Annotated in this window: 17 protein-coding genes and 1 tRNA gene; 5 read left to right on the top strand and 13 right to left on the bottom strand. The window is 63.0% G+C overall.

The features are described from left to right. Window positions 1-10: 10 nt before the first annotated feature. Window positions 11-589: a TetR/AcrR family transcriptional regulator gene (locus V6943_RS04775; protein ID WP_340552760.1), complete on the bottom strand. Its 579-nt coding sequence runs from the start codon at window positions 587-589 to the stop codon at window positions 11-13. A 92-nt stretch (window positions 590-681) separates the two neighbouring features. On the opposite strand from V6943_RS04775, the gene V6943_RS04770 reads away from it, so the two are divergent. Together V6943_RS04770 and V6943_RS04765 are read left to right on the top strand one after the other, a co-directional pair. After that, on the top strand, window positions 682-1,566 hold the full coding sequence (locus tag V6943_RS04770) for an alpha/beta hydrolase family protein (RefSeq protein WP_340552759.1): 885 nt from the start codon (window positions 682-684) through the stop codon (window positions 1,564-1,566). A 145-nt stretch (window positions 1,567-1,711) separates the two neighbouring features. Then, window positions 1,712-3,049 (top strand): spinster family MFS transporter, encoded by a 1,338-nt coding sequence (locus tag V6943_RS04765; protein ID WP_340552758.1) that lies wholly within the window; start codon window positions 1,712-1,714, stop codon window positions 3,047-3,049. A 346-nt stretch (window positions 3,050-3,395) separates the two neighbouring features. Here the strand turns inward: V6943_RS04765 and V6943_RS04760 are convergent, their stop codons facing one another. The 4 genes from V6943_RS04760 to gabD all read right to left on the bottom strand — a co-directional run bounded on the left by V6943_RS04760 (window position 3,396) and on the right by gabD (window position 9,694). Beyond that, window positions 3,396-4,538 carry an acyl-CoA dehydrogenase family protein gene (locus V6943_RS04760; RefSeq protein ID WP_340552757.1) on the bottom strand — a complete coding sequence of 381 codons (1,143 nt, stop codon included), beginning with the start codon at window positions 4,536-4,538 and terminating at the stop codon, window positions 3,396-3,398. A 12-nt stretch (window positions 4,539-4,550) separates the two neighbouring features. After that, window positions 4,551-5,747: an acyl-CoA dehydrogenase family protein gene (locus V6943_RS04755; RefSeq protein ID WP_340552756.1), complete on the bottom strand. Its 1,197-nt coding sequence runs from the start codon at window positions 5,745-5,747 to the stop codon at window positions 4,551-4,553. 46 nt (window positions 5,748-5,793) lie between these two features. Further along, on the bottom strand, window positions 5,794-7,899 hold the full coding sequence (locus tag V6943_RS04750; protein ID WP_340552755.1) for a 3-hydroxyacyl-CoA dehydrogenase NAD-binding domain-containing protein: 2,106 nt from the start codon (window positions 7,897-7,899) through the stop codon (window positions 5,794-5,796). Between the two features lie 346 nt (window positions 7,900-8,245). Further along, on the bottom strand, window positions 8,246-9,694 hold the full coding sequence (gene gabD, locus V6943_RS04745) for an NADP-dependent succinate-semialdehyde dehydrogenase (protein ID WP_197445367.1): 1,449 nt from the start codon (window positions 9,692-9,694) through the stop codon (window positions 8,246-8,248). Between the two features lie 327 nt (window positions 9,695-10,021). Between gabD and V6943_RS04740 the strand changes: the two genes are divergently transcribed. After that, a tRNA-Arg gene (locus V6943_RS04740) sits at window positions 10,022-10,098 on the top strand. A gap of 212 nt (window positions 10,099-10,310) precedes the next feature. Then, window positions 10,311-10,679, top strand: coding sequence for a PH domain-containing protein (locus V6943_RS04735; protein ID WP_131649098.1), 369 nt, complete (start codon window positions 10,311-10,313; stop codon window positions 10,677-10,679). Window positions 10,680-10,711: 32 nt separating this feature from the next. On the opposite strand, the gene V6943_RS04730 is transcribed toward V6943_RS04735, so the two are convergent. After that, the gene (locus tag V6943_RS04730) at window positions 10,712-11,242 is read right to left on the bottom strand and encodes a VOC family protein (RefSeq protein ID WP_340552754.1); all 531 of its coding nucleotides are present in this window, start codon (window positions 11,240-11,242) and stop codon (window positions 10,712-10,714) included. Between the two features lie 336 nt (window positions 11,243-11,578). Here V6943_RS04730 and V6943_RS04725 point away from each other — a divergent pair, with 336 nt between their 5' ends. Continuing rightward, a complete protein-coding gene (locus tag V6943_RS04725) occupies window positions 11,579-12,499 on the top strand; it encodes a LysR family transcriptional regulator (RefSeq protein WP_197446097.1) in 921 nt (306 codons plus the stop codon). Between the two features lie 21 nt (window positions 12,500-12,520). Here V6943_RS04725 and madM read toward each other — a convergent pair whose 3' ends face one another. The 7 genes from madM to V6943_RS04690 all read right to left on the bottom strand — a co-directional run bounded on the left by madM (window position 12,521) and on the right by V6943_RS04690 (window position 17,379). Further along, a complete protein-coding gene (gene madM / locus V6943_RS04720) occupies window positions 12,521-13,285 on the bottom strand; it encodes a malonate transporter subunit MadM (protein ID WP_131649101.1) in 765 nt (254 codons plus the stop codon). 5 nt (window positions 13,286-13,290) lie between these two features. After that, on the bottom strand, window positions 13,291-13,704 hold the full coding sequence (gene madL, locus V6943_RS04715; RefSeq protein ID WP_340552753.1) for a malonate transporter subunit MadL: 414 nt from the start codon (window positions 13,702-13,704) through the stop codon (window positions 13,291-13,293). A 123-nt stretch (window positions 13,705-13,827) separates the two neighbouring features. After that, the gene (mdcH, locus tag V6943_RS04710; protein WP_131649103.1) at window positions 13,828-14,754 is read right to left on the bottom strand and encodes a malonate decarboxylase subunit epsilon; all 927 of its coding nucleotides are present in this window, start codon (window positions 14,752-14,754) and stop codon (window positions 13,828-13,830) included. Next, window positions 14,751-15,368 (bottom strand): malonate decarboxylase holo-ACP synthase, encoded by a 618-nt coding sequence (locus V6943_RS04705; RefSeq protein WP_340552752.1) that lies wholly within the window; start codon window positions 15,366-15,368, stop codon window positions 14,751-14,753. Before V6943_RS04705 ends, mdcH begins: the two co-directional genes overlap by 4 nt. A gap of 70 nt (window positions 15,369-15,438) precedes the next feature. Further along, window positions 15,439-16,224: a biotin-independent malonate decarboxylase subunit gamma gene (gene mdcE / locus V6943_RS04700; protein ID WP_340552751.1), complete on the bottom strand. Its 786-nt coding sequence runs from the start codon at window positions 16,222-16,224 to the stop codon at window positions 15,439-15,441. Beyond that, entirely contained in the window at window positions 16,221-17,087 is an 867-nt protein-coding gene (locus tag V6943_RS04695) for a biotin-independent malonate decarboxylase subunit beta (protein ID WP_340552750.1), read from the bottom strand. Before V6943_RS04695 ends, mdcE begins: the two co-directional genes overlap by 4 nt. Beyond that, complete coding sequence (locus V6943_RS04690) at window positions 17,080-17,379, bottom strand: malonate decarboxylase subunit delta (RefSeq protein ID WP_181103332.1); 300 nt, start codon at window positions 17,377-17,379, stop codon at window positions 17,080-17,082. The genes V6943_RS04695 and V6943_RS04690 overlap by 8 nt, the downstream gene beginning before the upstream one ends. Window positions 17,380-17,381 lie beyond the last annotated feature (2 nt).

Raw genomic sequence — 17,381 nt, 5'->3', positions numbered from 1 at the left:
CACCGACGCGCTAGGCCTTGACGCTCGCCCAGGCAATCTCGGCGAGCAGCTCGCGACAATCGGCCAGGGCGGTGCGCGAACGCCCGGCCAGCCAATTGCGCGCCATGTCGTGACAGGGCCCGATCACCACCGCTAGAAAGCAGTCGCCCGGCATTCGGCGAAAGGCGCCGCTTTCACGGTGGCGGCGCAGGATCGCACCGACCCGCTCGCCATGAGCCTGGTTGACCTCGCGCAACCGCTCGCCCATCTCGCCCGCCTCGACCCGCCCACGGTTGTGCAGGACGAAACGCGCCCAGTTCGGATTCGCCACCACCCAGTCGATATAGCAGGTGACGAACAGCTTGATGCAGGCTTCGGCATCCAGCGTTTCGATCAGCCCTGCTTCCAACAGCGCGGCGTACTCACCGATGCCTTCAAGATAAAGCGCGGCGATGATCCGCTCGCGATTGCCGAAATGATGATAGAGGCTGCCGATGCTGGCGCCGGAGCGATCGCGGATCATCTCGATGGTGGTGGCTTCAACGCCATGGTCGGTAAAGCAGGCCAGCGCGGCCTGAAGGATTTCCTGTTTGCGGCTACTACGGGCCATCCGGACTCCAGCTAGAATATTTTTCTAGAATTACTTTCTGCCGTTCGTATACTGCACCGATCCAGGCCATACAAAAAGACCGGAGAATAAACATGGCGACGATACAGACTGAGGCGCGCACCATCGACAACGGCAACGGCCATCTGATTTCCAGCTACTGGTACCGCCCAGCCGGCACGCCACGCGGCGCCGTGCTGGTCGCTCCGGCAATGGCCGTCGAGCAGCGCTTTTACGCCGATTTCGCCGGCTGGCTCGCCGAGCAAGGCTTTCTGGCGGTCACCTTCGACTACCTCGGCATGGGCCTGTCCCGCCGGGTTCCACTGCGCCAGCTCGACGTGGACGTTCTCGACTGGGCCCGCCATGACGCCAGCGCGGTACTGGCAGAAGTCGCCGAAGCGGCCGGCGATCTGCCGCTGTACTGGATCGGCCATAGCGTCGGCGCGCAAATCCTGCCCCTGGTGAAGGGCCATGAGCGGCTCACCCGCATCGTCACCATCGCCGCCGGTAGCGGTTACTGGCGGGAGAATAGCCCACAGATTCGTCGCAAGGCCTGGTTACTCTGGCATGGCCTGGCGCCGGTGCTCACCGCGCTGGCCGGGTATTTTCCCGGTGGCCGCATTGGCGCGGTCGGCGACCTGCCCGCCGGGGTGATCCGTCAGTGGCGCCGCTGGTGCCTACATCCTGAATATCTGGTCGGCGTCGAGGGCGATCCCGTGCGCCACGCCTTCGACGCCGTACGAACACCGCTGACTTCGCTGTCGTTCACCGACGACGAAATGATGTCGGCACGCAACACCGAGTCGTTGCACAGCTTCTATACCTCCGCACCGAAAAGCCTGCGACGGATCGCTCCAAGCGAGATCGGCGTGGATCGCATCGGCCATTTCGGCTTTTCCCGCAAATCCTTCGCACCAACCCTGTGGTTACGCTGGTTGTTGCCAGAGCTAGCACCTGAGGAAAGCCGGACGGTGGCCTAACGCAGCAAACCGTATGTTTTGCACTGCGGAACGACACGACCATATTTCGAAACATATATAGGGCTTATTGAACTTGCCGGACGGCTGAACTCCGACGACATTTGAGGTGCGCTGATTACAGCCATCCATCAATTCGGAGCCTGCCATGGACAACAACAATAATGGCTACCCCTCGAGCACCCGCGCCTGGGTAACGGTCGCGATCCTGATGCTCGCCTACGTCCTGTCCTTCGTCGACCGGCAGATCCTTAACCTGCTGGTCGAGCCGATCCGTCGCGATCTCGACATCACCGACACCCATATGAGCCTGCTGATGGGCTTCTCCTTCGCGGTGTTCTACACCATCTGCGGTGTGCCCATCGGGCGCCTGGCCGATCGCAAGAGCCGGCGCGGCATCATCGCCGTTGGCGTGCTGATCTGGAGCCTGATGACCGCGCTGTGCGGCACCGCCCGGACGTTCTGGCAATTTCTGGTGTTCCGCATCGGCGTGGGCGTCGGCGAGGCCGCGTTGTCACCCTCGGCTTACTCGTTGATCGCAGACAGCTTCCCGCCCAAGCTGCGCGGCACGGCGATGAGCGTCTACTCGATGGGCATCTACATCGGCTCGGGGCTGGCCTTTCTGCTCGGCGGATTGGTGGTCAAGTTCGCCTCGGCGCAGGGCGATGTGCTGCTGCCGATCATCGGCATGGTCCGCCCGTGGCAGTTGATCTTCCTCGTGCTCGGTGCGGCCGGAGTGCTGTTCACCGCCGTACTGTTGCTGATCCGCGAACCGTCGCGCAAAGGTGTCGGCGCCGGGGTCGAGGTGCCGCTGAGCGAAGTGGCCGGCTACATCAAACAGAACCGTCGCACCGTGCTCTGCCACAACTTCGGCTTCGCCTGCCTGGCCTTCGCGGCCTATGGCAGTTCGGCGTGGATACCGACCTTCTTCATTCGCACCTACGGCTGGTCGGCCAGCGACGTCGGCGTGCTTTACGGCTCCGTGGTGGCGGTGGCCGGCTCGCTGGGCATCATCGCCGGCGGGCGGCTGTCCGATCTGCTGCACCGCCGCGGTTACCGCGACGCGCCGCTACGGGTGGGCATCATCTCCGCCGCGCTAACCCTGCCGCTTAACTTCGCCTACCTCGCCGGCAGCGGCGAACTGGCGCTGGCCCTGATCGCCCTGCACGTCTTCACCATTGCGATGCCCTTTGGCGTCGGCCCGGCAGCGATCCAGGAAATCATGCCCAACTCCATGCGCGGCCAAGCCTCGGCGGTGTACTTGTTCGTCATCACCATGGTCGGCCTCGGCATCGGCCCGACCGCGGTGGCGCTGGGTACCGACTTCGTCTTCGGCGACGACAACGCCCTGCGCTACTCGCTGCTGATCGTCACCGGCATCGCCCTGGTCGGCGCCATGATCCTGCTAGGCCTAGGCCTCAAGCACTACCGCGGCAGCCTGGACCGGCTGCAGGAGTGGAAGCCGCAGAGTACGAGCCACACCTGATCCAGGCGGCGATTTACATCCGCCCTACATTCAGGCGCAGAACCATACCGTAGGGTGGGCTTTAGCCCATCGCCAGCGAGCCATTGGTGGGCTAAAGCCCACCCTACGAAAGCCCCGCTCGCGTCTGAACTTGTGCCGGCCCGCGTCATATCGCCGATGCAACTCGCCGGCATGCCCGGCGGGCGGCGGGTTGCACCCGCCCTACATGCTCGGGCGCAGAACCACATCGTAGGGTGGGCTTTAGCCCACCGCCCGTAAGCCATTGGTGGCGCCACTCAATGTCATACAAGTTGCTGGAAAGCAAAACCGGGCCAATGGCCCGGTCGCGTGTACTGCAACTAGCGGCCTACGCCACCTGCATCAACTTCGCGTACGCCTTCAGATGATGGTCATCGTCACCGAACTGGTGGGAGATCATCACTAGGCGCTTGGCGTAATGGGCGAGGTTGTATTCCCAGGTCATGCCGATGCCGCCGTGCAGCTGGATCGCTTCTTCGGCGACCTTGCGTGCGGCGCGGGCGCAGATGTATTTGGCGGCGGCGATGATGCGACGTCGGTCGTCATTGTCTTCACCATCAGCGAAGGTTGCGGCAAGAATCGCCATGCTGGTGGCCTGTTCCAACTCGGTCTGCATGTCGACCATGCGGTGCTGCAGCACCTGGAATTTGCCGATCGGTACGCCGAACTGCTTGCGCGTCTTCAGGTAGTCCAGGGTCAGCTTGCAGGCTTCGTCCATGCTGCCCAGCGCGTCGGCGCACTGTGCGGCGATGGCGCGGCCCTGTTGGTAGCGCAGCGCCGGGAGCGCGTTGCCGATCTCACCCAGCACGGCGTCAGCACCGACCTGCGCGTTGTCGAGAAACAGCTCGCAGCCCTTGCGCCCATCAATGGTCGGGTAGACTCGACGGCTGACGCCCTGAGCGTTCGGGTCGATCAAGAAGAGGCTGATGCCCGCCTCATCACGGCTGTCGCCTGCGGTTCGCGCAGAGACGATGATCTGCCCGGCGCTGTGTCCGCCGATCACCACCGCCTTGCGGCCGCTTAGGCGGTAACCGCCGTCTACCGCCTCGGCCTTGGTCTGCACGTCGTTGAGGTTGTAGTGGCTCTGCGGCTCATCGAGTGCCACCGCCAGTTGCAGCGAGCCGGCCGCGACCTGCGGCAGCAGATCGGCTTTCTGCGCGTCGCTGCCCAATTGGTTGAGCAGCCCGCCGCCGAAGATCACCGATTGCAAGTAGGGCTCCAGCGTCAGGCCGCGGCCCAGTTCGGTCATCACCAGCATGGTTTCCACGCCGCTGCCACCAAAGCCGCCGATCTCTTCGGCAAACGGCACGGCAGTCAAGCCCAGCTCACCCAGCTGCGACCAGAACTCGGCGGAAAAGCCCAGTTCCGACTCGCTGAATTTCTCGCGCTGCTCGAACGGATAGGCGTCGCGCACCAGGCGCGCCGCGGTGTCTTGCAGCATTTGCTGCTCTTCAGTCAGTTTGAAGTCCATTGCGGTGCCCCCTTACAGCTCGAGAATCATCTTCGAGACGATGTTCTTCTGGATTTCGTTGGAGCCGCCGAAGATCGACAGCTTGCGCATGTTGAAGTAATCACCGGCCAGCGAAGCGCTGTAGTCGGCGTGCAACAGCTCGCCCTCGTAATCGAGCTGCAGCTCCTCGTCGAGGAACGGCAGCGCGTAGGGGCCGATCACCTTGCGCAACAGGCTGGTGATGGCCTGGCGGATTTCGGTGCCCTTGACCTTGAGGATCGAGGACTCCGCGCCAGGCACGCCGCCCTCCTTCGCCGCCGCGAGGATGCGCAGGGTGCTCATTTCGATCGCCATCAGCTGCATCTCGACCTCGGCGACCTGTGCGCGGAACAGCGGGTCTTCGAGCATTGGTTTGCCGTCGCAGACTTCCTTCATGGCGATGCGCTTGAGATGCGCCAGCGCCGCCTTCGACGCGCCGATGCCGGCCAGGCCCGTGCGCTCGTGGGTCAAAAGGTACTTGGCGCAGGTCCAACCCTGGTTTTCCTCGCCGACGAGGTTTTCCACCGGCACGCGGACGTTGTCGAAGAAGACTTCGTTAACTTCGTGATCGCCGTCCAGGGTGATGATTGGCCGCACGCTGATGCCCGGCGTGCTCATGTCGATCAACAGGAAGCTGATGCCGCGCTGCTGTTGGGCTTCCGGATCGGTACGCACCAGGCAAAAGATCCAATCGGCGTGCTGGCCGAGGGTGGTCCAGGTCTTCTGGCCGTTGACGACATAGTGGTCACCGTCACGCACGGCGCGGGTCTTCAGGCTCGCCAGATCGGAACCGGCACCCGGCTCGGAATAGCCCTGACACCACCAGTCGGTGCCATCGAGGATGCGCGGCAGGTAGTGATCCTTCTGCTGCTGGGTGCCGAACTTGATGATCACCGGGGCGACCATGTTGACGCCGAAAGGCACGCTACGTGGGGCACCGAAGGCGGCGCATTCCTCGTCGAAAATGTGCTTCTCGACCGGGCCCCAGGTGGTCCCGCCCAGCTCCACCGGCCAGCCCGGCGCGTACCAGCCGCGCTTGACCAGAATCTGCTGCCAGCGCTGGTGGTCTTCTTTGGACATGTGCTTGCCGAGCTTGACCTTGGCGGCGATGTCCGCGGGCAGCTCGTTTGTCAGGAAGGCGCGCACTTCATCGCGAAAGGCGAGCTCTTCGGCCGTGTAGTTGACGTTCATGGATGGATCCTCGATGTCCGATCGGCAGAGTGCAGGCGGGCGACGCTCATTGCCCGGCCTGCCATTCGGTGAAGGTACGGCCTTCAGCGGCCAGTTTTTCCAGCAGCGGCGCTGGCTTCCACCAGTCGCCGCAACGTGCGTGCAGCTCCTTGACCCGCGCCAGTACCTTGTCCAGGCCGACACTGTCGGCGTAGTACATCGGGCCACCACGGAAGGCTGGGAATCCGTATCCGTTCAGGTAAATGATGTCGATGTCGCTGGAACGCTGGGCGACGCCCTCCTTGAGAATCTTCGCGCCCTCGTTGACCAGCGCATAAATGGTCCGCTCGATGATGTATTGCTCGTCCAGCGTCTTGCGCTTGATGCCCTTTTCCCGCGAGGCTGCTTCGAGCATAGGCGCCAACTCGGGATTCTCCAGCGGCGTGCGGTTGCCCGGTTCATAGCGGTAGTAGCCGGCGCCGGTCTTCTGCCCGAGCATGCCGGCAGCGCAGAGCTTGTCGGACACTGTCGGGAAATCCAGATGCGCCGGCAGCGTCGCGCGCTGGCGCTTGCGGATCGCCTGACCGATGTCGAGACCGGACAGGTCGCGCATGGCGAACGGTCCCATGGCCATGCCGAAGTTACGCAGCGCACCATCGACCTGCTGCGGCGTGGCGCCCTCTTCCAGCAGGAACTCCGCCTCACGGCCGTACTGAAAGACCATGCGATTGCCGACGAAGCCATCGCAGACGCCGACCACCACCGAGACTTTCTTCAGCTTCTTGCCGATGGCCATGGCAGTGGCGAGCACCTCGTGGCTGGTCTTCTCGCCGCGCACCACTTCCAGCAAGCGCATGACGTTGGCCGGGCTGAAGAAGTGCAGACCGACCACGTCTTCCGGCCGCTTGGTGAAGGCAGCGATGGCGTTCAGGTCCAGCGATGAGGTATTGGACGCAAGGATCGCACCGGGCTTGCACACCGCGTCCAGCTGTTCGAAGACCTGCTGCTTGACGCCCATTTCCTCGAACACGGCTTCGACCACCACGTCGACATCTGCAAGCGCCGCGTACTCGGTGACGCCTTCGACCAGCTTCAGGCGCTTTTCCATCGCGTCCTCGGTCAGGCTGCCGCGCTTGACGCTGGCCGCGTAGGTATCACGAGCCCGCTGCAGGCCGCGCTGCAGCGCTTCTTCATTGATCTCCAGCAGCTTCACCGGCACACCGGCGTTGGCGAAGCACAGGGCAATACCGACACCCATGGTGCCGCCGCCGATCACCGCGGCGGTATTGATCGACCGCGGTTTCACATCGGATGGCAGATCGTTGATCTTGCTTGCCTGACGCTCGGAAAAGAAAGAATGGATCAGCGCGCCGCGTTGCGGCGAGTTCAGGCATTCGGCAAATAACTCACGCTCGCGCTTGAGGCCTTCGGCCAGCGGCAGCTTCGTCGCAGCCTCGACTGCCGCGATGCAACGCAGCGGCGAGAACAGCCCCGGCATGCGCTTGGCCACTTCGGCGTGCTTGGCGCGGATCAGCGCCTCGTTGTCGGCGTTTTCCAGACCGCGCGTCTGTTCACCGCTGCGGCGCGGGGCGCGGCCTTCTTCGACCATGCGACGAGCATAGGCCAGACCGGCGCCTCTCAGGTCGCCTTCGAATACCTCATCGACGATGTGGTGCTCCACCGCCTCAGCGGCGCCAATCGGCGTGCCGCTGACGATCATGTCCAGCGCCTTGGCGACCCCGGCCAGACGCGGCAGTCGCTGCGTACCGCCAGCGCCGGGCAGCAGCCCCAGCTTCACTTCCGGCAACCCAACCTTGGCGTCGCGGCGTGCGATGCGGTAATGACAGCCCAATGCGACTTCCAACCCGCCACCCAGGGCGGTGCCATGAATAACCGCAACGCTGGGCTTGCTGCTGCTTTCGATAACCTCGATCACCTCCGGCAGGCTCGGCGCCTGCGGCGGCTTGCCGAATTCCTTGATATCGGCGCCGGCGATAAAGGTGTTGCCTTCGCAGACCAGCACGACGGCGCGAACCTGCGCGTCCGCTTCGGCGCTTTGAAACGCCTGCAGCAGCCCTTGGCGCACGACATGGCTGAGCGCGTTGACCGGGGGGTTGTTGACCGTGATCAGAGCAATCTCGCCCTGAAGTTCGAGCCGTACGACATCCGTCATGGCAGGCCTCCGCTTGTGAAATGATGAATTGGATTTGTTATTTCACGGAATCTTGTTTCGCACAGCAGAATAATAGACTCATTTCTGCATGTCGAGAGACTGGTGACAATCGCTTCAGCTGGCAACCGCCATAACTGCCTAGCGCACCGGACGTCGTCTTTTCGCCTGTTTTCGCACCTAATCGATGCGCCAGCGAGACTCACGCGTCAACGCGACCTGCTGATGACAGCAGACAAAACCGCCACTGGGTGCCGCCAGCTCAAGATATTGACCAGCGGGATAAGCCGCCATAAACAAAAAGGAGCCAGTCCCGAACGGGAACTGGCTCCTCGTGATACCGCTAGTTTTACAGCCCCAGGCAGAGGTACTTGATCTCCAGATAATCCTCGATGCCGTACTTCGAGCCTTCGCGCCCCAATCCGGACGACTTCACGCCGCCGAACGGCGCCACCTCGGTGGAGATCATTCCGGTGTTGATGCCGATCATCCCCGACTCGATGGCCTCAGCCACGCGGAACACGCGGCCCAGGTCACGGGCGTAAAAGTACGCGGCCAAGCCGAACTCGGTGTCGTTGGCCAGGGCGATGCCCTCAGCCTCATCCTCGAAGCGGAACAGCGGCGCCAGCGGCCCGAAGGTTTCCTCTTTGGCCACCTTGGCGCCGTGCGGCACATTGACCATTAATGTCGGTTCGAAATAGCTACCGCCCATCTGATGCGCCTTGCCGCCGGTGAGCACCTTGGCGCCATTGGCGACGGCATCCTCTATGTGCTCCCTGACCTTAGCCGCCGCGCGGTCGTCAATCAGCGGGCCGATGTCGGTGCCCTCTTCTAGCCCATTGCCGACTTTCAGTTTCTCCACCGCGGCCTGGAATTTCTTGGCGAACTCGTCGTACACACCGTTCTGCACATAGATGCGGTTGACGCAGACGCAGGTCTGCCCGGCGTTACGGTATTTGGACTGCATTGCGCCCTTCACCGCCTCATCGAGATCAGCATCGTCGAACACCAGGAACGGTGCGTTGCCGCCCAGTTCCAGCGAGACCTTCTTGATGCCCGGTGCGCACTGAGCCATCAGCTTGGCGCCGACTTCAGTGGAGCCAGTAAAGGTAATCTTGCGCACGGTCGGGTTGGCGGTCAGCTCGTCGCCGATATCGCCGGCCGAACCGGTGATGACACTGAATACGCCTTTGGGAATGCCGGCACGCTCAGCCAACTCGGCCAACGCCAACGCAGAGAACGGCGTCTGGCTGGCGGGCTTGACCACCATGGTGCAACCCGCCGCGAGAGCCGGGCCGGCCTTGCGGGTGATCATCGCCGCCGGGAAATTCCACGGCGTGATGGCAGCTGTGACGCCAATCGGCTGCTTGATGACGATGATGCGCTTGTCTTTTTGATGCCCAGGAATGGTGTCGCCATAGATGCGCTTGGCCTCTTCGGCGAACCACTCGATAAAGGATGCGGCATAGGCGATCTCGCCCTTGGACTCGGCCAGCGGCTTGCCCTGCTCCAGCGTCATCAGCCGGCCTAGATCGTCCTGATTCTCCATCATCAGCTCGAACCAGCGCCGCAGCTTCTGCGAGCGCTCCTTGGCGGTCAGATCACGCCAGGCCGGCAGCGCGCGCTCGGCCGCTTCGATGGCACGGCGTGTTTCGGCGGCCCCCATCTTCGGCACCGTACCGAGGATTTCGCCGCTGGCCGGGTTGTTTACCTTGATCGTCTCGCCGCTGTCGGCGTCCTGCCAGCTGCCATCTATATAAGCCTGCTGACGGAACAGAGCGGTATCTTTGAGTTGCATGGCAGTCTCCTTCGAGCCGGCAGATGCTGCCGGGAAATGGACCAAGGCCGTTGGCCGAAAGGGGCGATCCGCAGCGGGCACCGCCTGACCTCTGTCAGAGCGAAAGGCAACCTCATGGTTCCTGCCGAGACGCACGCCGTTTGATATCTCGAACGAATCCTAGTGGTGTGTAGCTGTGCGCAGCAACACCATGTTCAAAAAAACTAACGCCTGATAGATCAGCCTGATGACCCAGCACGCCATGGCAGCCTCGTCCCAACCATGGCGCCAGCCGCCGAGCCGCCATGGACGGCTGCGGGCGACATGCGTATGATTGCGCCCCGCAACGCACCAGTAGCTCAGCTGGATAGAGTACTGCCCTCCGAAGGCAGGGGTCGTGGGTTCGAATCCCGCCTGGTGCGCCATATTAAAGAAGGCCCTAGATGAAAATCTGGGGCCTTTTTCGTTTCGCGTCCTGCTATTGCAATTTTGGCGGACACTTCTGCACACGCCACTCGCCAGGGCGAAGGCCTCATGTAGCAAGTGACGCCGCACAGGGTAAAACTAAACAGCGGCGGGACGGTATGGCGGTTATCTTGCTCAGCGTGTAGCCAGAAAATAGAACCGGGGAATGCGGATGATCGACTTCAATAACAAAGGCTTTTTCAAGCTGAAGCAGAACGACGAGTATGCGGAGCGGGTCAGCTCCCTTCTGCTGGACGGCGAGCAAGTGGTCGACGCGTACAAATCGATGCGCGACGGCGTGGTGTTCACGACCAAGCGAATCATCGCGGTAAACGTGCAAGGCCTCACCGGTAGCAAAAAGGACTTTACCTCCCTGCCCTACAAGAACATCGTCGCCTATTCGGTGGAAACGTCCGGAACCTTCGATCTGGATTCGGAGCTGGAAATCTACTTTTCATCGTTGGGCAAGGTTAGGTTCGAATTCACCGGCAAGGCTTCGGTCGTTGAGATATCCAGGCACATATCCAGGCATCTACTCTGAGGCAACCAGGGCTGGCGTTCACCGGTAATGCTTCAGTCCAGGAGTTGCGGGTTCCATACGATTTCCCAGAGGTGCCCGTCCGGGTCCTTGAAATAGCCTGAATAACCGCCCCAGAACGTCTCGTGCTGCGGCTTGACGATGACGGCTCCGGCCGTCTCGGCTATCGCCATGACGGCATCGACGTCGGCTTTCGACGCCACGTTGTGGCCCAACGTCATCTCTGTCGAACTGGCCGGACCGAGCTCCAGCCCCGAGTCATGAGCGATGCTGCTACGCGGCCAGAGCGCCAGGCGCAGGCCGGGTTGCAGATGGATGAACACTACCGCACCGTGCTCGAAGGCCTCACCGATGATGCCTTCGCTCGCGAAGCCGAGGCCGTCGCGGTAGAACTGCAACGACGCCTCGAGATCCTCGACCCCGAGGGTAGGTTCAGGCCGGCCTAGCTCCGATTCCGGGCTGTTTTCGGTGCGAATTCCCAACGCTGTTAGCAGCGTCTCGGTGACTTCCATGAATGAGTACCCATCGGCCCATATCTGAGTCTTAACGTTCAGCCTGTCATCCATTTTTAGTTCCTAAGCTGAGCGTCCGCACAGCCAGTCGTTCGAGTTATGGTGGGATGCCTGAAGTGGCAATAGGCGACTACAGCATCAAGCATGCCACTATTTGAATATTCATTTTTATCTTAAAAATCAATAAGTTATATGCATGATAATTTCCAAAAGCCTTGCAAGTTGCATGACTGAGTTTGTAGTTCCATGCGATGTGCACTTCAGATCATCGTCTACGACTTGGCAGCTCGTACGTTGCGATCAGCACAGCAGGAGGCAACCGACTCCTGCTGCAAGCCCGAAGTTGGGCTGCGTTAGGCATAATCGACTGCCATTGCCTGAGCACCCGCCATGCAGATCGACGAAGAACTCACGCTGAAGAAGCTGGAAGTGTTTCTGGCATTCATGCGCAGCGGAAACCTGAGCAAGGCGGCGGCTGAGCTCAATACCAGCAATGTCAGCGTGCATCGCGCCATCCACTCGCTGGAAAGCGCCTTACGCTGTCCGCTGTTCAAGCATGAAGGGCGCAACCTGATTCCGCTGGAAAGCGCCTACGTACTCGAAGAAAAGGCCCAGAAGCTGGTGCAGGACGTGCTGGAGACGGTGCGCCAGACACGGGAGGCCGCAGGCTTCTCGGCTGAGCGTTTCAAGCTTGGCGCGCTCTACTCGCTGACGGTGAAAACCGTGCCGCATCTGATCATGGGCCTGAAACTGCGCCGCAGCGAACTCAACATCGACCTGATCCTAGGCTCCAATATTGATCTGTTCTACAAGCTGAAGAACATGGAGCTGGATGCCATTCTGGTATCGCTGAACGAGAGCGTTAGCAACGATCCGGACTGTGCGCAGTTGCCATTGTTCGCTGATGACATCTTTCTCGCCGCACCGGCCGATTCACCCTTCGCTCAGCAACCGGAGGTGGATCTGAGCGACTTGCGCGACGCGACATTCATCACCCTCACCCAGGGCTTCGCTACCCATCAGGACGGCAACCGGGTGTTCCAGCAGGCAGGGTTCGAGCCGAAGGTGGCGATGCAGGTGAACGACATTTTCACCTTGCTGAGCATGGTCAATTCGGGAGTGGGTTATGCGCTGCTGCCGGGCCGGGTGGGGATGGTCTATGAATCCCGGGTCAAGCTGGTGCCGTTGCAGGCGCGCTATCACCTACAGCAGCACATCGGCGTGGTGTTTCTGAAGGCCAAGGAGCGCGACCCGAACCTGCTCGCGCTCCTCGCCGAATGCCGCATGTACAGTTTGAAGAACCCCAGCTGAACCACGCGGCGGCTTCCCGGTTCAGCCGAGCAGGCCTCGCATGACGAAGAACAGTAGCGAAGGCCCGAGCAGGCAGCCCAGCGCGGTATAGAACGCTGCGGTTAGACAGCCATAAGGCACCAGTTTCGGGTCGGTTGCCGCAAGGCCGCCAGCAACGCCGCTAGAGGTACCGATCAGGCCGCCAAATATCACTGCCGAGCGAGGGTTGTTCAGGCCGATCAGCGGCGCGATGAAAGGCGTCGCCACCATCACCAGGATGGCCTTGACCAGGCCTGCCGCGATGGAAAGGGCCATCACTTCAGAGCTGGCGCCGATCGCCGCACCGGTGACCGGACCGACGATGTAGGTCACCGCGCCAGTGCCGATGGTAGTCAGGCTGACTGCATCGGTGTAGCCGAAGGCCACGGCCACTCCGACCCCCGCCACGAACGAAGAGAATACTCCGATGAACAACGCCAGTACGCCAACAAAACCAGCGCGCTTGAGCTCCTCGACGCTGACGCCGAACCCCGTGGCGACGATGGCGAAGTCACGCAGCATCGCGCCGCCCAGAAGGCCGATGCCGGAGAACATTGCGATATCCACCAGCCCCTTCTGCCCGCCGGTAACCACGCCGCCGATGTAGGACAACAACAGGCCGATGAGAATGGCCACTGCCGAGCCATGCAGGCGGCCCTTGGTGAGCTTGTCCGAGAGCCAGTAGGACAGCCACATGGTGGCGCCGATGATGGCGAAGCCGCTGATCATGCCGTAGCCGGAGATCACTTTCATGAGGGATTCGTACATGGCCGTTACCCCCGGACGCTACTGGTGGCGGGCTTGACTGAGGCGACCGGCTCGGCTTCAGGCTTTTTTCTGCCGATCCGGTCCAGCACCGGCACCAGCGCAAAGGCCACCGCCACCGCGGCAACACCGGCGAGAATGGCCATTGGGCCGCCGGAGAGCGCGCCGTAGACGTTCTGTTGCGCGGCCATGGCGACCACGATCGGGATGTAGACGGCGCTCCAGAACTTGATGCCCTGCTCCGATTCCGGATTGAACAGGCCGCGTTTTTTCAGATAGCTGCCGATCAGGATCAGCAGAACCATGGCGATACCAACGCCGCCGACGTTGGCCGGCACGCCGATCACTTTGCCGAGCAGCTCGCCGATGAAGATACCGGTCAGGGTACACAAGGCCAGGAAGGCCACACCGAAAATAATCATTGTTATTGTCCTTTTGGATTGCGCTCAGCCTGCCGAAGGCCTGGCGCGTGTTGTCGAGGTAGTTGTTGTTATCCGTCGATCAGTAGGCGAGCAAGGCTCCCTCACCCTCATGAAGCACGCGATCTATCGGCTCTGGCTGCCCTCCTGACGCAGCAAGGCGTCCAGTGTGTCCAACCGAGCGCCGTCGAAAGCGATCAGCGTACCCTGTTCGAAAACCCGTCGCGCCAGCCCGGTGAGCACGGAGCCGGGCGGCAGTTCGATATGCAGCCGCACACCGCGCTCGTAGGCAGTACGCAGGGTGCCGTGCCAATCGACGACGCGGCACATGTTGAAGGCGAGGTCATCGCGCAGGCGCTCGGCATCGAACACCGGGCGCGCCGACGAACCGCTGAGATAACGCAACCGCGGAGCGCGCAGGTTGACCTTGGCAAACGCTTCGGCCAGGTGCTGCGCCGGCGCGTCCAGCAGGGCGCAGTGCGAGGGCACGCTCATCGCCAGGCGACGCGCGCATGAGGCGCCGAGAGCCTTGGCCTGAGCGGCAACCGCCTCCATGGCGGCGTCGCTGCCGGCGATGACGATCTGGTTGTCGGCGTTGATGTTCGCCAGGTAGGCGGGCTCCGTAGCTTCTGCCAGCAGGCTCTCTACCGTGCAGAGCTGGAGGCCGAGGATCGCTGTCATGCCGTAGCCTTCGGGGTAGGCTTCCTGCATCAGCTCACCGCGCAGTGCCACCAGGCGCAGGGCGTCGGTGTAGTCGAGCGACTCGGCGACAACCGCCGCGGCATAGGCCCCGATGGACAGTCCGGCAACGTAATCGGGTCGCTGACCGTCGCGCATCAGCAGACGCGCACCGGCGACGCCGGCGATCAGCAGGCAGAGCTGAACAGCGCGGGTCGAACGCAGCGCTTCGGCCGAATCCAGCATCAGCGCATCTTCGCCGAGCACTGCGCTGGCCTCTGCGAGGGTAGCGGCAACTTCCGGCGCGGAAGGCAGGCGATGGAGCATGCCGGGCTTCTGCGCGCCCTGGCCGGGAAAGGCGAAAAGGTTGCTCATGCGGCGACCTCCTCTGCCCAGGGATCGTCAACCAGGCGCGGTCCATGCTCGGTCTTGGCCAGCACTCGTGCGGCGCTGCCGGCCCACTCACGCAGTGCCACGCCACCGAGCGGCGTTTCCAGTTGTAGATCGATGCGGCAATCATGGCCCGCCAGCAGCTGCAGCAGCGAACGCGCCTCGCTGCGTGGCAACGGCCGTTCGGCCCGCAGCAGCAGATCGAGATCGCTGTCCGGGTGAGCAACGTGCAAGCCGGTGGCGAGCTGGAAGCCTGCCGAGCCGGTGACGCCCCAGACGTGGCCCAGGCCGTCGAGCAAGGGTCGCAGGCTTGCCAGGGCGCGGAATACCGGAAGCTCTTCGCGCGCGCGGCGCTCGACCAGCTGTTCGGGCGCCAGGCAATGACGGATCGCCTCGAACGGCATCACGGTCGCTAGACGCTGCGCCCGCGTGGCCCCACGCAGACCAACCGCCACCAGCCCCGGCGCTACGCGGGCACGGCGCACCACAACCGGCTGGCCAGCAGCCAGCACGGCCAGTGCCCAAGCCGGGGCGTCGGCAGGCAGCTGCTCGGGTCGCATGCCCCAGAGCAGGTCGTGGGGGCGTGGTGTGCTGTGCATCTCTAGCCTCCTCGTGATTGTTGTTATCGAGGGTGGGAGCAGGCGGGTCGCGCCCGCCCTTACCTTGGCGTTACCACTGCGCGCGCAGCAGCTCGCGCACCCGTGACGAAGCCTCGCGATTCGGCGCGCCGAGGCGGCCACGCAGGTCGGTGCTGCTGCCGATGTCCGCGACGGCCTTCAACAGGCACTCTCGAACCTTCTGCAAATCGTCACCGCCCGGCTGCTCAATGTTCGCCACCGAGAGGGTTTCCCAGAGCAGACCGAGGGTCGCGTAGTTATCGATGTCGTAGGCCATCGGCGGCACCGATTCGGCGAGGGCTTCCAGTTCCTCGACGCTGCGCAGGGTGATGCGCGCAGCAGCGGCCTTGCCCATGGCGTGCACCATCACACCGGGATCGCGCAGGGCGATGATCCGCTGGGCCTGGTAGCCATGGGCTAGAAAGGCACCGGACATGGCCTTGCCGACCAGCAGCGAGACCACCGGATGTCCGGCCAGGCGCGCACGGGCATAGCCGTCCACCGCGCCGGCCAGCGCCTGATGAATGCCCAAGGCTTCTTCGCGGCGGCCGTAGGCCTGGCTCGGCACGTCGACCACCGCAACCAGCACGCGCTTGTCGGCTTTGTCGCGATCGGCTTCGATGACCTCGTCGACCGCCTGACCCAGCGCCCAACCTTCGAGCAGGCCGACCTCGCCGTTGCGGGCACGTGGGAAGGGGTTTTCGGCATCCGGCATCACGGCGATGTAGCGCGCTGCGCGGCCGGCCAGCTCGCCATCGACTACCTTCACCGAGGCCGGGTAGCCCGCCTGGGCCTGGCCACCGGCCAGGGCTTGCAACCAGTTCAGTCCACGGCTCATTGGGCATCTCCTTCGTAGAGGGCACGCACGGCGGCAGCGTCGAGCTGCGTGCGGGTGTCGGCGTCGGCCAGACGCTGGAGGAACCATGCATGACGACGGCTACGCGGCTGGGCCGGTTTGCCTTGGGCGAACAGCGTATGGATCTGCGCGCGGATGGCGTCGGTGTCGTCCGGGACATAGGCGTCAACCAGACCCGAGGCGAACCGCTGCTCGCCGCCGGTCAGGCTCCAGATGAAGGGGCGGTCGCGCGAGTCGTATTCGTCGAGCCCGGCTTCCTGCTCGATCACCTGCGGACCGTTGAGGCCGACCCGCGCTTCACGGGTCACCACGAGATAGCTGCACAAACCGGCAGCGATGGACATGCCACCGAAGCAGCCGACCGAGCCGGCCACCACGCCGATCACTGGCTGGTGTTCGCGCAGCTCGACGATGGCGGCCTGAATCTCGGCGATCGCCGCCAGGCCCAAATTGGCTTCCTGCAGGCGCACCCCGCCTGTTTCCAGCAGCAGTACGGCGCGGGTGGGGATGCCTTTGCGGTTGTCTTCGACAGCCAACTCAAGAGCGCCGGCGATTTTCGCGCCGCCGACTTCGCCCATGCTGCCGCCCTGGAACGCGCCTTCAATGGCGGCGATCACCGCCGGTTGACCGTCGATGGTGCCCTTGGCGACCACCACGCCGTCATCAGCCTGGGTGACGATGCCCTGCTTCGGCAGCCAGGGCGAAGTGACGCGGTCGAACGGGTCGAGCAGTTCGCGAAAGCTGCCTTCATCCAGCAGTGCACGGGCACGCTGGCGGGCGCCGAGCTCGACGAAGCTGCGCGACTTGAGTAAACGGGTCACATTGTCAGCAGACGAATCAGTCATGGCCGACCTCCTCCAACCCCTGCTCCAGACGCAGACGGACTACGCCGGGTGTGGCCCCAAAATCGTGAATATCAATGTTCAGTGCCGGCAGGTTCTGCTCGCGGAACATCCGCTCGAACAGTTGCTGCCAGCGCTGCTCGGCGCCGTTGACCGAGGTGACCACCTGGATCGCCAGCTTGCCGGTCTGGCCGGGTTCGAGCAGCACTTCCAGATCGCCCGAGCCGACCACGCCGACCAAGGCCTTGCCGCGGGCGGGTTGCCCGGCAGCGAATTCGAAAGACAGGGTTTCCATGT

The organism is Pseudomonas sp. CBC3 (assembly GCF_037967085.1).
Taxonomy (GTDB): Bacteria; Pseudomonadota; Gammaproteobacteria; order Pseudomonadales; family Pseudomonadaceae; genus Stutzerimonas.
Note: the sequence above shows the minus strand (reverse complement) of the source record. Positions and strands in the feature narration are given on the sequence as shown.

Coding starts and splice junctions, on each gene's coding strand:
- V6943_RS04775 (WP_340552760.1), bottom strand. CDS start 589: ATGGCCCGTAGTAGCCGCAAACAGGAAATCCTTCAGGCCGCGCTGGCC.
- V6943_RS04770 (WP_340552759.1), top strand. CDS start 682: ATGGCGACGATACAGACTGAGGCGCGCACCATCGACAACGGCAACGGC.
- V6943_RS04765 (WP_340552758.1), top strand. CDS start 1,712: ATGGACAACAACAATAATGGCTACCCCTCGAGCACCCGCGCCTGGGTA.
- V6943_RS04760 (WP_340552757.1), bottom strand. CDS start 4,538: ATGGACTTCAAACTGACTGAAGAGCAGCAAATGCTGCAAGACACCGCG.
- V6943_RS04755 (WP_340552756.1), bottom strand. CDS start 5,747: ATGAACGTCAACTACACGGCCGAAGAGCTCGCCTTTCGCGATGAAGTG.
- V6943_RS04750 (WP_340552755.1), bottom strand. CDS start 7,899: ATGACGGATGTCGTACGGCTCGAACTTCAGGGCGAGATTGCTCTGATC.
- gabD (WP_197445367.1), bottom strand. CDS start 9,694: ATGCAACTCAAAGATACCGCTCTGTTCCGTCAGCAGGCTTATATAGAT.
- V6943_RS04735 (WP_131649098.1), top strand. CDS start 10,311: ATGATCGACTTCAATAACAAAGGCTTTTTCAAGCTGAAGCAGAACGAC.
- V6943_RS04730 (WP_340552754.1), bottom strand. CDS start 11,242: ATGGATGACAGGCTGAACGTTAAGACTCAGATATGGGCCGATGGGTAC.
- V6943_RS04725 (WP_197446097.1), top strand. CDS start 11,579: ATGCAGATCGACGAAGAACTCACGCTGAAGAAGCTGGAAGTGTTTCTG.
- madM (WP_131649101.1), bottom strand. CDS start 13,285: ATGTACGAATCCCTCATGAAAGTGATCTCCGGCTACGGCATGATCAGC.
- madL (WP_340552753.1), bottom strand. CDS start 13,704: ATGATTATTTTCGGTGTGGCCTTCCTGGCCTTGTGTACCCTGACCGGT.
- mdcH (WP_131649103.1), bottom strand. CDS start 14,754: ATGAGCAACCTTTTCGCCTTTCCCGGCCAGGGCGCGCAGAAGCCCGGC.
- V6943_RS04705 (WP_340552752.1), bottom strand. CDS start 15,368: ATGCACAGCACACCACGCCCCCACGACCTGCTCTGGGGCATGCGACCC.
- mdcE (WP_340552751.1), bottom strand. CDS start 16,224: ATGAGCCGTGGACTGAACTGGTTGCAAGCCCTGGCCGGTGGCCAGGCC.
- V6943_RS04695 (WP_340552750.1), bottom strand. CDS start 17,087: ATGACTGATTCGTCTGCTGACAATGTGACCCGTTTACTCAAGTCGCGC.
- V6943_RS04690 (WP_181103332.1), bottom strand. CDS start 17,379: ATGGAAACCCTGTCTTTCGAATTCGCTGCCGGGCAACCCGCCCGCGGC.